12 protein-coding genes and 1 pseudogene are annotated in these 15,553 nt (G+C 59.7%); 6 read left to right on the forward strand and 7 right to left on the reverse strand.

Annotated features, from left to right (window positions below; genetic code table 11):
• Positions 1-435 precede the first annotated feature (435 nt).
• From JAO75_RS24230 to JAO75_RS24240, 3 genes are read left to right on the forward strand one after another with little or no spacing between them, the layout of a single operon-like run.
• Positions 436-3,417 (forward strand): hypothetical protein, encoded by a 2,982-nt coding sequence (locus JAO75_RS24230; protein ID WP_199051775.1) that lies wholly within the window; start codon positions 436-438, stop codon positions 3,415-3,417.
• Positions 3,418-3,447: 30 nt separating this feature from the next.
• Positions 3,448-4,506, forward strand: a complete 1,059-nt coding sequence (locus JAO75_RS24235; RefSeq protein WP_199051776.1) for a hypothetical protein — start codon at positions 3,448-3,450, stop codon at positions 4,504-4,506.
• A 5-nt stretch (positions 4,507-4,511) separates the two neighbouring features.
• Positions 4,512-5,849, forward strand: a complete 1,338-nt coding sequence (locus tag JAO75_RS24240; RefSeq protein ID WP_199051777.1) for a hypothetical protein — start codon at positions 4,512-4,514, stop codon at positions 5,847-5,849.
• A gap of 150 nt (positions 5,850-5,999) precedes the next feature.
• Here the strand turns inward: JAO75_RS24240 and JAO75_RS24245 are convergent.
• Positions 6,000-6,715 (reverse strand): annotated as a pseudogene (locus JAO75_RS24245) (IS6 family transposase).
• Between the two features lie 125 nt (positions 6,716-6,840).
• Here JAO75_RS24245 and JAO75_RS24250 point away from each other — a divergent pair.
• Complete coding sequence (locus JAO75_RS24250; protein ID WP_199051778.1) at positions 6,841-7,029, forward strand: hypothetical protein; 189 nt, start codon at positions 6,841-6,843, stop codon at positions 7,027-7,029.
• 40 nt (positions 7,030-7,069) lie between these two features.
• Positions 7,070-7,333, forward strand: coding sequence for an SH3 domain-containing protein (locus tag JAO75_RS24255; protein WP_199051779.1), 264 nt, complete (start codon positions 7,070-7,072; stop codon positions 7,331-7,333).
• A gap of 108 nt (positions 7,334-7,441) precedes the next feature.
• Here JAO75_RS24255 and JAO75_RS24260 read toward each other — a convergent pair whose 3' ends face one another.
• The 6 genes from JAO75_RS24260 to JAO75_RS24285 form a co-directional block, all read right to left on the reverse strand.
• Entirely contained in the window at positions 7,442-8,479 is a 1,038-nt protein-coding gene (locus JAO75_RS24260; RefSeq protein ID WP_199051780.1) for an SMP-30/gluconolactonase/LRE family protein, read from the reverse strand.
• A gap of 91 nt (positions 8,480-8,570) precedes the next feature.
• Entirely contained in the window at positions 8,571-9,071 is a 501-nt protein-coding gene (locus JAO75_RS25560; RefSeq protein WP_425523218.1) for a hypothetical protein, read from the reverse strand.
• A gap of 1,281 nt (positions 9,072-10,352) precedes the next feature.
• The gene (locus JAO75_RS24270; protein ID WP_199051781.1) at positions 10,353-11,258 is read right to left on the reverse strand and encodes a carbohydrate ABC transporter permease; all 906 of its coding nucleotides are present in this window, start codon (positions 11,256-11,258) and stop codon (positions 10,353-10,355) included.
• An 18-nt stretch (positions 11,259-11,276) separates the two neighbouring features.
• Positions 11,277-12,146: a carbohydrate ABC transporter permease gene (locus tag JAO75_RS24275; RefSeq protein WP_425523219.1), complete on the reverse strand. Its 870-nt coding sequence runs from the start codon at positions 12,144-12,146 to the stop codon at positions 11,277-11,279.
• 136 nt (positions 12,147-12,282) lie between these two features.
• On the reverse strand, positions 12,283-13,602 hold the full coding sequence (locus tag JAO75_RS24280) for an ABC transporter substrate-binding protein (protein ID WP_199051783.1): 1,320 nt from the start codon (positions 13,600-13,602) through the stop codon (positions 12,283-12,285).
• 72 nt (positions 13,603-13,674) lie between these two features.
• Complete coding sequence (locus JAO75_RS24285) at positions 13,675-14,727, reverse strand: ABC transporter ATP-binding protein (protein WP_199051784.1); 1,053 nt, start codon at positions 14,725-14,727, stop codon at positions 13,675-13,677.
• 609 nt (positions 14,728-15,336) lie between these two features.
• On the opposite strand from JAO75_RS24285, the gene JAO75_RS25565 reads away from it, so the two are divergent.
• Positions 15,337-15,480: a hypothetical protein gene (locus JAO75_RS25565; RefSeq protein WP_199051785.1), complete on the forward strand. Its 144-nt coding sequence runs from the start codon at positions 15,337-15,339 to the stop codon at positions 15,478-15,480.
• The last annotated feature ends 73 nt before the right edge of the window (positions 15,481-15,553 follow it).

Genomic DNA, 15,553 nt, shown 5'->3' on the forward strand with positions numbered 1-15,553 from the left:
ACAGATCACCCATCAGCGCCTCCAGAACAGAGACACTGAAGCACTCCTCAGGCCAAATTAATAGGTCCTGAGCCTAGAGCGAGGTGACCAGCGCCGCGAGTGCCTGATCTGATGCTCCTGAAGAGGTGAACCTGTCTCAAGTCGTTTAGTTGACGATGCCCTCCAGAGCAATGTTGGGCGGCTGTAGGCGGCGAGCCAGGAAAAAGCAAAATATTGGCTCACAAGACTCTATGTGGTACATTTGGATCGGGGCCTTCAAGCAAGATGAGCGAAGAGGTCATCTTGCGTAGGATGCGACGATTTTTCGGTGATCGGTCCCTCTGTTGCATTGAAGCCCAAATCATGACCTCATGATTACCTTATAACGTAGTTCCTGACTGCTAACGATTGTAACGCGGCGTAAGTCGATTCACCTCTCGGCATGGGAGAGAGCAAATGGCCGACCGGTTGGGGAGTCCGTTGCTTGCGATCAACACGCTACGAGCGCCGGATCGTTCCCGCAGTGATGGGATCCAGCATTTAGCACTGACAATGCCGCCTTCGATATCGACGCAAGTGGCGCAATGGGAGGCACGCCAGCGGAATGAGCTAAGTCCCCAAGAGGCCGCCGCCATGCTGTGGTCGGTCCCGGCCGCCGCATATCTGACCGGCGCAGTCGAGGCTTGGCGCAACATACCGGGTGTTTCCGAACTCCGTGCGGCATGGGAGCGTCTGGCAAACGAAGATCCTGCGAACTGGCCCGCAAATCAGGCCGCGCTCCGCACCTACGTGGCCGATGCCACCCCTGACGGCAGGAATTGGAGCGCTTTGTCGAGGGCGATGGCAAGTGTCGACACACTCGCTTTGCTCAATGATGTCGTGCTGATCTTCAAATACGCGGCTCTTCACATGCGCCGCCCCCTTCGCCTAGCCGTTGAGGTCTATCGCTTGGCCCGAGCCATTCTCGACGCCAAGGGGCCAGCGACACGAGACGAAGTGGAGGCCTGGCTACGTGCGCCCATCATGGTGCCGCAACCCTTGTCGGGACCGCTGCGTAGGCGTGGGGCGCACCCTCCGCCCGCACCCAAACCGCCGCAGCCACCTACTGACTTTCCGATCTTTGACATCTCTTCGCCAGATGCGGTCCGCGCTCTCAAGCTGCTGCGCACCCACCTCGACGATATCGAGAACGTCCAACTCTCCGGCCGCATTGGCAACGTCCTCCGAGAAGCCGGTGTGACAGACCGCAAGTCAATCGAGCGTATCATCACGGATGTCACGGGCCGGCCGGACATCGTGCCGACGGATCGGGCACCTGACGATCGACGGGAATGGTTACCACCTCTGCGAGCGACGCCCGCCGTCGTCCGAATGCAATTGTTCGGTGCGACCCTTACTTTCGACACTGCCGAAGCCTCCGCACGCATGGCAAAACAGCGTCAGACTTTGGCACGACGCCTGTTCGAAGCGCTTCCTGACGATATCCGCCGTCGATTAGGCCAATCCGGAGTCGCTCTTGAGGATCTGCCCGTATGGCATGAACTGCTGCATGGTGTCACGAATGCTCCAAGTTACTTGGAACCTGTCGGTCGTAATGATTTGCTGCTCGTGCGGCAGGTCACAACGGGCTATCGGCGCGCGGAAGTCGCCTATATCGAGAACGTCATGATAGGCGAGACGCGGACACGCCACCACACGCAGCGCGTACTGTCGCGCCAGGAGTTCAGCGAATCGATTGAGCGCGAGGTGGAAGAAACGCGAGATCTGCAGGTGTCCGACAAGGCGTCCCTTAGTCGGGAGGTCAGCAAGGTCGTTGAGGAAGACCTGCGCACCGAAGGCAGCGTCCAAGTCACGAGCCGTGGCCCGACAAAGGTCGTCGCATCTGCCAGCGTATCCTATGAAAGGTCGACGGAGGAAGCGGCAAAGAGTGCAGAGGAATATGCACGTGAGACAATCGAGCGGGCGGTGAAACGCACTCTCGACCGCTTGAAGCGCGAATCGAAGTCGCTGTTCGAGCAGGAAACCATCGAAGAGAACCACCATGGCTTCGAGCGTGATGGAAACGCCGCCGATCACGTCTCCGGCGTGTATCAGTATCTTGAGCGGATCAGCCGCGCCAAGATGTTCTGGTATGGCGAGCGCGAGCTCTATGACCTGCTGATTCCCGAGCCCGCTGCTCTTATCTGGCAACTGGCAACCACGCATAAAACATTGCAGTTGCCGATCGAGGCTCCCGACGCCGATCTTTTTGCCTCTCTCACCGTCGACAACATTGCCGACAAACGCGAGGCGGTAATCCGCGCCTATCGCGTGACAGACATTCCGCCTCTTCCCGCTGCGACCAAGGAGATTCCGGTGTCCTTCTCCGCCACTGGCGGAGGCGACTCGGCGAAGCACGCGTCTGACAAGGAGCTGCAGGTTCCGGACGGTTATGAAGTTATCGATGCGGATTTCGCGATTTCCGCTGAAGTGGAGGACGATGAGTACCCGCCGAACGGCGGCATCTCCGTCGCGGGTCAGGTGCAGTTATGGGAAATAACCCTCAGCGGCAACAAGGGACAAACGCAAAAGTCTTTCACGTTCGCGACTCCGTTGCCCGGACCCGCGGTACCGGTTGCGATGAATGCGGATAACTTTACCAGCATCGCGGTGACAGGAACGTTCCGGCTCCGTCTCACCGCTGTGGCAGCCAAGCAATGGGCCATCAGCGCGTATGGGAGAGTCGCGGAGCGGTACGAGCAGCTCCGCCGCGAATACGCCCAGGCCGTCATTCAGGCGACCGTGAGCCAAGGCCCCGATCCCGTCACGCTACCGATGGGGACACGGCAGTGGCTCAACCAGATCGTGCGCGCGGAGCTGCAGCGCTCGGCTATCGATCTCATGCGAAACGCACCGGTCGATTACCAACTGGTCCAGAGCCATCCTTATGCCAACGCCGATGGAACGCTTTCTGCCCATCCGGTCGCGGATCCGGTCGCATTGCATGAGGTGGAACCTGAAGTCCGGTTTCTGCAACAGGCGTTCGAGTGGGAACACCTTACCTGGATTCTCTATCCCTATTTCTGGGGGCGCCGCAGCGAATGGAACCGAACTGTTGTCACCAATCATCCTGATCCCGACTTTAACGTATTTCTTAATGCCGGCGCGGCGCGCTTGCAAATCCCTGTGCGGCCCGGTTTCGAGAGCATGGTCAAGCATTTCATGGAGACCGGGGAGGTCTATCTCGGCGAAGGCCTGCCGTCCATGGGAGACGAAGGCTATCTGCCATTCATCGGCGAGCAGCTGACGACGCTCGGCCCGCCTGGCGATGAAGTTCCATGGCCGCCGGATGCGCCGCGCGAGTGGGATGTCATCGCGCCGACGTCCTTGCTGCTCGTGCGGACGCTCGCCGACAGTCAGTTGCCGGCTTGGGATCCAAGCACGGGAGCGGAGATCTGACAGGGCACGTGCGCATCGCGGAGAGGACCAATGACCGGGGAGACGTTCTTCGTCTATCATCTGCTGCACGGCTCGCAGGTCGCTCACCACGAACCTGCTATCATTCAGGCCTTGGAAACTGCAGGCTTCGTCAGGCCGCAGCTCTATGTTGCTCCTGTTAGCGGGTTCCTCCGCGCCACAGCCGTAGGGGGCGAGAAGTCCCGCATCGCCGATGCTGCCCGGGCGCGAGCGCAGTCGGAGGAGTGCCTGCGGAAGCTCAAGGTGGCCTTGGATCGTGTCCAAGCTTCGGCAAGGACGCCGATGCCGGACATTCTTCCGCTGGATCGGCTGCGCTGTATCGAGGCTGTGCCGGTCCGTGGGCAGGGTGTGGCAGACCATTGGCTGGTGCGATGGATCTTGTCGCTGCCGACGGGCCGCAGGTTTGAAGATGCATTCGTGGGTGGTGCAATCGTGGATTTGCGCATGGCCGAAGCACCGATCTCTCTCGTTTCAAGATTGCGTCCATGGTCCGACGTTACGCGATGGCCTGCATTCGCATGGCCAGGATCAGACCAAGCGCACGATCATGAGCATTCGCACGAAGACGAGGAGCACCTGCATCGAGAAGACGACCAGCCCTCCAAGCGATACATTCGCGAAGTAGACAAGCCGGTCTACACGCTTGGCGGCGAGGACGAGGAACAACGTTATCTCGCGCCCTTCTGGATGGCTTCGCATGACAATGGGAAATCGGGAGGCCATTCTCACGGCGTTCCCCTCTCACCGGCCACCGCGATGTCGCTCGCCATCGGCATCAGCTGGGAGGAGGCTGAAATCGGCGCCCGCCTCGGTGTCGTCGCCAATAACGCGCATGGCCAGTTGCAGCGCCTTCGTGCAGGAGATGGCTGGCGTGTCCATTGGCGCTGGTTTTCCGTTGCCAATCTGGGCGAGCCAGGCGAGCTTGTCGACGATACGCTCGATATCGTCCAGACCGGCGTCTATCACATCTGCGTCGATGTGGAGCATCGGGAAACGAGTGCCTTCGACTCGTCCTTCCTCGAACTGCCGGTCAGCGCGGAGCGCACGCGCCAAGCGCCTCTCGTTGCATAAAAGCCATGGCAGGGACAGGCAAACTCAAGCATGCCTCCGGATGGGAGCTCGAGGCGGAATTCGAGAAGCCGGACCCACGAGCCGGTATCCCCGGCGGGGGCTATGTGCTACGCTCGATCAAGCATGACGGCTTCCATTTCGCGCGTGAAGTGCGAGTCGAGCGCATCATCCTGCGCGACGGCGCCGCGATGCTTCCCAAGGAGGTGACCTTCACGCTGGGATCGCCCGATGTAAAGCTCGTTCGCGAGCCCCGCGAAGAAGCGGTTCCGGCAACAGATCCCCGCGGCTTCTATGCTCCGAAGTGGGCCTTGCGAGCGGACTACGTTGTTGAAGACGTCTTCGGCATCAAAGGCATGTCGATTCGTTTCTGGCAGCGGTACTTTTTCACATCTTATGGCGCGACCCCTTCGCATGAGCCAAGCGGCAACGTTCCCGCCGCACGCTTCTATCCAATCCTCGATTTCGAGGTCGTCTTCCCGGATCTCATCGACGAGATTTACAAGGTTGCAGAAGTGCGGGTGGATTTCAGGATAGAGAGCGGTCTGGACAGTTTTACGCAGAATAAGCCGTCCGGCTTGGCGATGGCCATGGCGGAGGGCAGGTTCGTGACGCACAAGTCAACCGGAACCGTCGGAGATAATCAAGCAGGTCTGTTTCGCGATAGCGACAGCCCGGGCGGCCTGTCTGTATCGGGCATCTTTGCTCGTGCCGAAAAGCCACTGCTCTGGGAGGTGATCGCTCAGGGCATCCGGGATGGAAAGCCCGGGGATTGGGACAACATCCACCAATGGCCGGTCTTCGCAGACGGTTCGCTTCCCCCAACGCCGGGCATGGCGCTGGGATTGCACAATCACTGGCGGTGGTTTCCGCAGGCGACCACGGGCAAGGGCGCCGTCGGCTTTCTGTTGCGGGCGACGGGACCGCAATACGGAGGCACCGCTGGGCCAGGCAGCGTCATGATTGATCCGCGCCTGCCAAATCTCGATCTGCGCATCGCTATCGCCAAGCGCGATCTCGTTCCAGGCGTTGTAGCCGGCTATCCCAACCCCATCCATGCGTTCGACGACTTGTTCGTCAAGCATCCAAGTCGGCCGAATGGTCCAGAGCCGATCGATAAAGGAACAGACCTGTCGACCTGGTTTTCATTCCTCGTGCACCGTGATCGCAGCGCAAAGCCGGAATGGCCGGCGCCCCCATTTGGCGGCGCGCTGTTCGTCAACGGGCTCTTCTTCGCCCATGAATTGCGCGACTTCATTTCATTCAAGCCTATCCCGCCTTTCGGCGAGCGCCATCCGCAATACATCCCCTCGAAGCCTCGCAAAGGCTGGGTGCGCCCACCTTAAGAGATCGGCGCAAGGTCCGTCTCTCATCGTGCGATGGGATCACGGCGCGACAGCGCCATGGTTGGGGGTTCCGTCGCAAATCTGGAGTAGGACGACAGGGCACCGTCAAGTTGTCGAAGAAGGATACGCGGACCCTGGTTTGAGGCTGGATCAGGCGACAGTCACGAAGCCGGTTACCTCAGTGCAGGTCTGAAACGCCCGAGCACGGGCACGGGCACGGCGATGATCAGCGGCCTTGGAGCGGGTAGAGTGGCGGAGGAGGTTTGTTAGTTGATCGCGAGCCGAGAGAAAGCGTTGGGCCTGGCCGGCTGACTTGAAGCACTTCATGATGCGCTCGCGTCGTCGGGTCGGCTGATGGCTGTTCTCGGCTCGATTGTTTAAGCCATTATACTGTCGGTGTTCAACACCGGGCATCACGACCCTCTTCGCGGCGGCATAGCTCGCCAGCTTATCGGTGATCATCACACGCGGTGTGACGCGTTGCTTTATGAGCAGCTTGAGGAGCACGCGTTTGGCCGCTTTCGCATCCCGGCGGCTCTGGACCAGGATGTCGAGCACGACCCCGTGTTGATCCACCGCTCGCTATAGCCAATGCTTTCGGCCTGCAATGCTGATCACTACCTCATCAAGGTGCCACTTTCCCCCGGGCGCGGGCAGACGCCGCCAGATCTGGTTGGCATAACCCTGCCCGAACTTCAGCGCCCACTGCCGCACGGTCTCATAACTGACCTCGATACCTCTGGCCGCCAGCATCTCTTCGACCATGCGCAGGCCAAGCGGGAACCGGAAGTACACCAAATAGCGTAGCTGATCACCTCAGCCGGAAAGCGGTGGCGGGCGTAGCGAGGGGTACAGATCGATTTCATCCCTCATGGATAGCTCGATCCAGGTCACCCTTCGGTTAAGTTGACGGTGCCCCTCGCCCTCGCTGCCGCCAAAGGTATCGCCGCCGACGGCGATCCGCATCGCGATAGACGGCAAACGTTTTACGATGATCCCGCGCGGCAACTATGCCTGGCTGCGTAGCACCGAACACGAGGCCGAGTTCTCCCGCGCCCTTGAGAAGGGGCGTATCGCGATCGTTGAAGCAACCTCACGACGTGGCAACAAGGCGATCTACAGCTTCCCTCTCAAGAGCTTCACCGCGCTGGTGAAAAAGGCCCGCCAGGGATGCCGGTGACTATGTCCGCTGCTGGATTGCGGATCGTACCGGTCATTCTATGCTGTTTGTGGGCGCTACAGCCTCCAACGCCTATGGCAAGTCCGGCAATGCCACTCAACCGACGCCGCCACTCTTTGGCTCGCTCAAGCAGCAGAAGACCAAGGTTCGGGTCAGGTCTGGCACGCAGTATCCGATCCGCTGGATCTATCAACGGCGAGGACTTCCCGTCGAGATCATTGCCGAATTCGGCAATTGGCGCCGCATCAGAGGCAGCGATAACTCTGACGGCTGGGGCCACGCGGCGGTACCGTCAGCACTATAGACGTGCCAGCTCAATTTTATTGGTCTCGCGTAAGCCAGCGAGCACAAAGGTTTGGTCCTTTGTGAGTAAGAGGCCCGAGCGGCTTGCTCAGACCCCTTTTATGTAGAATTATGAGCGGTGCGCTCCTTGAGCAGCCGTGTAGAGCGTGTAGACGGACTGGCTGCCACAGATGAAAAGCCGGTTCCGCTGCTTGCCAGCGAAGGTTAAATTGGCACATGCCTCCGGCATCAGGACCTGGCCGATCTTTGTGCCATCTGGCATATAGACGTGGATGCCATCGATGCCTTCACCACCAAATGCAGTTGCCGCCCAGATGTTGCCGTCCACATCGGCGCGGATGCCGTCATGGAAGCCTTTTTCCGAGGTCGCAAATACCTGCCGGTTCGTCAACTTGCGACCGTTGTCGATCACGTCCCAAACAATGATCCGGGCTGGCTCCGGGTGATGAGTGGCTGCCGTGTCAGCGACATAAAGCTTTCTGTAGTCGGGCGAGAAGCAGAGCCCGTTAGGCTTGAAGATCTCGTCCGTAAGCTTCGTAAGCGTGCGGGATCGGGGATCGATGTGATAGACGCTGGTCGGAAGCTCTAGTTCACGAACGCCGCCCTCGTACCACCAGTGACTGCCATAGCCCGGATCGGTAAAGATAATGCCACCATCGGCAGGATGCACAACAGCGTCATTGGGCGCATTCAGCCGCTTGCCCTCAAAGGACTCTGCCAGCACCTCGGGCTCACCCTGCCAGTTGTACCTGACAACACGAGCTGTTGAGTGTTCGCAGGAGATCTGTCGGCCCTCAAAGTCGAATGTGTTACCATTCGAGAAATTTGCTGGGACGCGCAGCGGAGTGACTGCGCCAGTAACCTCGTCCCAGCGCATCTGCCGGTCGTTGGGGATATCAGAGAACACCACATAACGACCCACGCCATTCCATGCGGATCCTTCCGCCCAGAGGGAGCCGGTCCACTCACGCTGTAACGGAGCGTTTCCGATCATGTACTTGTTAAAGCGCTTATCGAGGACTTTCCAGGCTGGGTCCGGATAACGTTGGGGCTCCGGTGGACGCATCGGTTGGGCGAGAACTGGAGTGGCGGCGAGGCCCGCAACAGCAGTCATGCCGGTGATAAAGCGGCGTCGATCCAAATCCATCAGATCCTCCTGAGAAGCAGCATGATCATAGGCCCCTCCGCTTAGGCCTGTTTGTCGGACGCAAGTTGTTCAGGAAGAATGTCACCGATACTCAACCGCGGCAACAGCAAGGCGTGGTGACCACGTTGACCCTAGTCGCCCGGATTGGGCAACTCCGGTGTTCTGGGGCACTCGAAGGGCTTGCGGGTATCCCAGAGCTGGCAGTCCGGCCTGACGGGCGGTTAGGTCTCTCTGCTCTAGGCCGGCTGAATGTCTTCCAATGGGCCGAGAGATGCCGATCCGGGTTCACGGCCATGAACCCGGACAGCTGCAGGAAACCGGGATACACCAGACGCCCGCGGCCTGGGTAGTGCAGGGGCACGGGACGAATGCAGTTGCTCCCGAACCAGGTAATGTCGTGCTCCCGGGCGAAGGCAGTGACGGCCGTTGGGGCGCGGCCGGGGTCGACGGGGCCGCCCAGCAAGGTAGCCGAGCGGGGCACCCGCGGATGGCGCCGGGCCTCCATCAGGGCAGTGGCCGCCAGGACGGGCGCGGCGGGCTGGCAGACCGCCATCACATGCAGGTCCGGTCCGACCGTCTCAAACATGGCCATGCAATAGTCGATGTAGTCCGAGAGATCGGACCCGGCCTCAGGAAACGGCACCTCCTTGGCATCGCTCCAGACGGTGATGAACACTTGATGGCTGTCGAGGCAGGCCGCCACCGTGCCGCGCAAACGCGTGGCGTGGTGACCCGACAGGGGAGCCACAATCAGCAGCTTCGGCTTATCGACCGGATCGCCAGGGCGGGAAGATTGAAGGCAGGCTTCAGGTAGGCTCGGGTGGATCGCTCGAACAGGGCACAAGAAGCTGCGAGGGTGCGGCCGCCCGGGGTGTATGCCGCGGGATTGAGCGGATGCGCGCAAGCTAATCTGGTGATGTCCGCCCCTGTTCGGGCAGGGACCAGCATCAGACGGGACGCGTCATGCAACAAGTACAACATACAACAGTTCCTTGTGGCATCTCGGCTCCCGTCCCTGCAGAGCGTCCTTGAACCTGCCCGCGGGCATGGCTGCTTTTCGGTCTTCCGAACCGGGTGAGGAGGCTCGGGGCCGCGTGCCTGGGCGCCACACCCGAGGACTTTTCGATCTGATGTTGAAGGCAGTCGCTCCCGGGGTAGGAAGCGCTTTGGACTGTCTCGTACCCTGGCGAACCAAGTTCCGGTGGACAGAGCATGAAACCGGTGCATTGTGACTGGCAGCGGACTGAAACTGCCCGGAGTGTGGGCCACAAACCCTCAGGGAGTAACTGGCCGCCCGGCCAAGCGTGCTACATGAGCAGGTATAAGAAACTCCTGCTGCCTCTGCCGTGAGTCAGGCCCAGCCTTGCGATAAGAGTCATCGGGTGGCTCCCGAAAAGCTTTCCCGCCGTCAAAGAGAGCATGAGGTTTCGTGGGGCGGCTATTGAGCGTTCTGGGGCAGTTCTTCTTGACGATCAGGTAAACGGGTTGAGATGGCAGGCTCCTGAAAATGATCCACAATTTGGTGCTCGACAGATCCTTATACCCCCAAGTCCATCCGCGCCACTTAACCTTAAGTTGCTGCGGCTTTAGCACGTGCATCAGCCGATCCGTACAGCTCAGCACTCTCCATCAGCAGGCGAAGTATGCCGGCAATCAAAAGCTATCTCTCACTGAGCAAGTTATTGAGACGGCTTGGGTGATCTTGAGCTGTGCGGGAGCGTTGGCTTGCTGTCCAGCCTTAGCAAAATTGCCGATCTTTCAACTTCATCCAAGCCGTCTCAGTAACAGACTGGCGCCGTGAGAGGCGTGGGTGAATAACCCTTTCTCTATTGTCATTGCGGATTTGCGACAGAGTCGCCGGAACTCGCCTCTGCTACTCCTTCACCGCGCCTGTCATGGAGGCGACGTAGTAGTCCACGAAGAATGAGTAGAGCAGCACCACCGGCAGGGAGCCAAGCAGAGCTCCCGCCATCAGCGCTCCCCATTCATAGACGTCGCCGCGCACAAGTTCGGTCAGTACACCCACAGGAACAGTCTTGTTCTCCGACGACTGGATGAAGGTTAGCGCGTAGATGAACTCGTTCCAAGACAGGGTGAAGGCGAAAATCCCGGCGGAAATCAGCCCCGGAACGGACAGCGGAAGCATGATCTTTGTCAGGATCTGCCAGCGTGAGGCTCCGTCCACGAGGGCGCATTCTTCGAGCTCGTAAGGAATTGACCGGAAATAGCCCATCAGCAGCCAAGTGCAGAAGGGTATGAGGAAGGTCGGATAAGTGAAGATCAGGGCAAGCTTGCTGTCATAAATCCCGAACTTAAAGGTCATCACCGCCAGCGGGATGAACAGGATCGACGGCGGCACCAGATAAGCCAAGAAGATCGCCAAACCTGTCCAGCGGGATCCTGCAAAGCGGACGCGCTCGATAGCGTAGGCCGCGAAGACCGAAGCCGCGAGCGAAAGGATGGTGGAGCCCAGCGCCACCAGCATCGTATTCCATAGCCAGCCTGGATACGAGGTTTCAAACAACAGATAATAGATGTGCTGCAGGGTCGGACTAGACGGCCAGAACGGGCTGTAATTGTTGAAATCTGTCATCTCGTGATTGGGCTTCAGAGCCGTCACCGTCATCCAGTAGAACGGAAAGAGCAGCACGAAGGTAAAAACCGCAAGAGGCAGGTAGACGACCACGACGCGCCTGGGCAGGCGGTCAAGATAGCTCATCCCGACGCTCTCGTCCGGCGCTGCGGTACCGCGGGGAACCGCGTTGGTAACCACATCCATGAACTCGAACTCCCTGTGTTAATCTGCGCCGCCCTGCTGCCACTTGCGGCGCTGCAGGCCGAAATAGCTGAACAGGATCGCTGCGAGCAGGAATGGGATCATGGCGACGGCGATGGCAGCACCCTCGCCGAGTTGGCCGCCGGGGATGGCCCGCTGGAACGAGAGTGTTGCCATCAAGTGCGTGGCATTCAGCGGCCCACCACGGGTCAGCACATAGATCAGCTGAAAATCGGTGAAGGTGAACAGTACCGAGAAGGTCATAACGACCGCAATCAGCGGCGAGAGCATCGGCAGCGTGATGTGGCGGAACCGCTGCCAACCGGTGGCGCCATCGAGCGTCGCTGCCTCGTGTAGGGAGGGTGAAATGGTTTGAAGCCCCGCCAGAAGCGTAATGGCGACAAAAGGAATGCCGCGCCAGACATTCGCGGCAATGACGGAGGCACGCGCGTTCTCCATATCACCGAGGAAGTTGATCGGCGTATCGATGATCCCGAGTTCAATCAGCCCCCAAGAGATTACTGAGAACTGGGAATCGTAGATCCACCAGAATGCGATCGCCGAGAGCACCGTAGGAACCACCCAGGGCAGCAGGAGGACCGCCCGGAAAAAGGACTTGAACGGCAGGTGTTCGTTGAGAATGAGCGCAAGCCAAAGACCTAAGGCGAATTTCAGGATTGAGGCGGTGATCGTATAAAGCAGGGTGTTGAAAACGGAGAGCCAGAAGAGGGAGTCTTCCCACAGGAGCTGATAATTCTCTAGGCCGATCCAGATGCCGTCGCGCCCGATGCGTGTATCCGTAAAGCCGAGCCAGACCCCGAGCCCAAGCGGATAGGTCAGGAAGATGAGCAGGAAGGCGAGAGCAGGCAGCATGAACAGAAAGCCGACCATGCCCCGACTTTTCAGCAGGGAAGCCTTCGGCTCCGAGGGAAGGAGAATGCGGTCTTGTACGGCAGCATCAGCCATCGACGGATCCTTGAACCGGCGTTGCCCCTCCCTCGGCTGAGGAAGGGGCAATTTATATGTATCAGAGGCGGTAGTAGCGGTTGGCACGGGTTTCCGCGCGCTTGGCCGCTTCTTCCGGCGAGCGCTGGCCTGAGGCCGCTTCCGCCACCATGTCGACCATCACGTAGTCCGCCATCGTCGCCGCCGAGGCATAGCCGAGCGGGCCGGCATAGCCATTGGGTACCAGGGTTTCCGAGGCCTTAGCATAGGGCGCATGCAGAGGATCCGAGGTCCAGACAGGGTTGTCTGCATAAGCCTTAAGTGGCTGGCAGCAATAGGCGCTGGAAGCCTTGATCCATTCCGACATCTGCGGCTGCTCGTACATGAACTTCAGGTACGCCTTGGCTGCCTGCGGGAACTTGGTGTGCTGGAAGATCACGGACGATGTGGTCTGGTGCAACTCCATGGGACGCCCGATCGGGCCGATCGGCATATTGGCGGAGCGCATGTCTGCTGCCATTTCGGCGAGCTTGGGGTCGGTCTTCGCCGAGTAGTAGAGCGACACACCGTTGGCCGTGAGACCGACATCACCAGCCAGGAAGGCACGGTTATTGTTGATGTCGAGCCAAGCTTCGGTGCCCGGAATGAACTGCTGGTAGAGTTCGCGGGCGTATTGAAGCGCTTTGATGGTCTCAGGCGAGTTGATGACGACTTTGCCATTCTCGTCCACCATCTTGCCGCCATGGCTCCAGACGACCCAGTGGGCGAAGTTGTTGCCGTCGCCCACTGCCTTGCCGAGGGCGAAACCCATGGGCTTCGCCTTGGCTTTCAGGGCCTTGGCGAGTTCGAGGAAGCCTGCCGTATCCTTCGGCATCTCCTGGAAGCCCGCCGCCTTCAGCATGCTGTCGCGATAGATGATGCCGTTGCCGATAGCTGCGAGGGGCAGGGCGACGAACTGGTCGCCCCGCTTGGCATAGCCCTGAAGGCCATCGTACCAGCCGCCGTACTTGTTGCCGAGATAGTTGGCGAGGTCCGTGACGGGCAGGAGCTTTTCAGGATACTGGTGTGGATCATCAAACCAGACCAGCATAATGTCGGGGCCGGAGCCTACGTTGGCTGCAACAGCTGCCTTGGGCCGGATATCCTCCCAGCTTTCCTTGTCGATGCGCACGTCGACGCCGGTCGCCTGCGTGAACTTCTGGGTATTGGCGATCCATTGATCCTCGTCGCCCTTCACGAAGGGCGCCCAGCGCAACACGCGAAGCGATGCGCCTTGCTCAGGCTTGTACTGAGGTTCTGCGGCCTGCGCGAAAGCAGGCAGGGAGCCAAGGAGCGGGGCGCTGGCCCCGCCGACTGCGGCTGTGGCGGTCCCGATAAGCAGATCACGTCTGGATAGGGTCATCGTGGTTTCCTCCGCATGTCCGGGATATGTGTCGAGCGGCGCGGCTGTCCCGGTGTGGCTGCGCGCTTGAAGTCAGTTGATGCGCCGTCCGCTGTCCCGATCGAAGAGATGCACAAGGGCAGGATCGGGCGCGACAAGGATCGTCTCCCCCGGCCGGGCGCTGATGCGCTCGCGGAAAACGCAGATGATCTCCTCGTGTCCCGCTCTTGCAACAACCTGCGTCTCGGAGCCTGTGGGCTCGACGACGATTACCTCGACGGGCATGCCGTCGGCTCTGAGCTGGAAATGCTCCGGACGGATGCCATAATAGGCTGGCCGCCCGACGGAGGCGGCGGGGGCGCTTTGAACCGGCAAAACCATATTGCCAACCCTGAAGCCCGAGGAGTCGATCGTGCCCTCCAGCACGTTCATGGCCGGTGAGCCGATGAAGCCCGCGACAAAGAGGTTTACCGGGCGGTCGTAGAGGTCGAGCGGGGCACCCATCTGCTCGACGATGCCGTCGTGCATCACCACAATCTTGTCGGCCATGGTCATGGCCTCGATCTGGTCGTGTGTGACATAGACCGTGGTGGTCTTGAGCCGCTGGTGCAGAGCCTTGATCTCGCCGCGCATTGAGACGCGCAGCTTGGCGTCGAGATTGGAGAGCGGCTCGTCGAAGAGGAACACCTGCGGATCGCGCACGATGGCCCGTCCCATGGCCACGCGCTGGCGCTGGCCGCCGGAGAGCTGGCGCGGATAGCGATCGAGCAGAGGAGTGAGGCCTAGGATCTCGGCGGCGCGGTTGACCTTCTCGGCGATCTCCGCCTTCGGGGCCTTCTTGAGCATGAGCGAGAAGGCCATGTTGTCGGCGACCGTCATATGCGGGTAGAGCGCATAGTTCTGGAACACCATGGCGATATCACGCTCTTTGGGGGCCACGTTGTTCACCACCCTCGGGCCGATGCGGATTTCTCCACCAGTGATGTTCTCCAATCCTGCCACCATCCTCAGAAGCGTGGATTTTCCGCAGCCTGATGGCCCGACCAGGATGACGAACTCGCCATCCTGGATGTCGATTGAGACGCCGTGGATGACTTGTTGCGAGCCGTAGGCTTTTCTGACGTCTCTGATCTCAACAGAAGCCATGGAATGCCCGCTCATTGTTGGTCGTTTGACCGGCTATGCTGCCAGACAGAATGCAAGAGAGCCCATGTGGTTGGGCAGCAGGCGCAATATGCGCGGCGACGGAAGGTCGGCGTCGAAGCATTCACTTCCTCCGTATTCCCACTATTATCGGCTGCGCATCTGACGTGCGCTTACATTTTATAGCCTGGGATATTCTAGGAGTATCGGAGCAAGATCAAGCGCCTAGTTCAATCCGGTTCACTGACGCCATGTTCTACTTTCCGCAATAAAGCGAGCGCCTCGTGCAACGTCGGATCGCCGACGAGTTCAGGTTGAACTCAAACCTTCCCTTCGCGGGCCGGATGCTGAATACATTATTGTTATGATACAACTATCATTGCTATGCTCGTCTGGAATGGCCCGAGTGCGACGAGCACGAGGAACGGTCAGTTATGCAGGTTCTCATCAACGGGGCAGCTGGGATGGTTGGGCGAAAGCTGACCACGCGCCTTTTGAAAGAGGGCATCTCGGCGGACGGCAGATTACGAAGCTCGTGCTGAACGACATCGTCACGCCTGAGGCACAGAAGAGCGCTCCCTTTGAGGTTGCCACGCTCTGCTCCGATTTTCCATGGCCAGTGAGGCTGAAAAGCTCATTGAAAGCCGCCTTGACACAATCCTCTATCTGGCGGCCATCGTGTCCAGAAAGGCGGATTTCGACGAGAGTTATGGCATCAATCTCGATGGCACCCGCGCTAGGTTCGACGCAAACTAGGCTCAGGACCTATTAATTTGGCCTGAGGAGTGCTTCAGTGTCTCTGTTCTGGAGGCGCTGATGGGTGATCTGT

The sequence above is a fragment of the Microvirga splendida genome (assembly GCF_016427565.1).
In the GTDB taxonomy this organism is placed as follows: domain Bacteria; phylum Pseudomonadota; class Alphaproteobacteria; order Rhizobiales; family Beijerinckiaceae; genus Microvirga; species Microvirga splendida.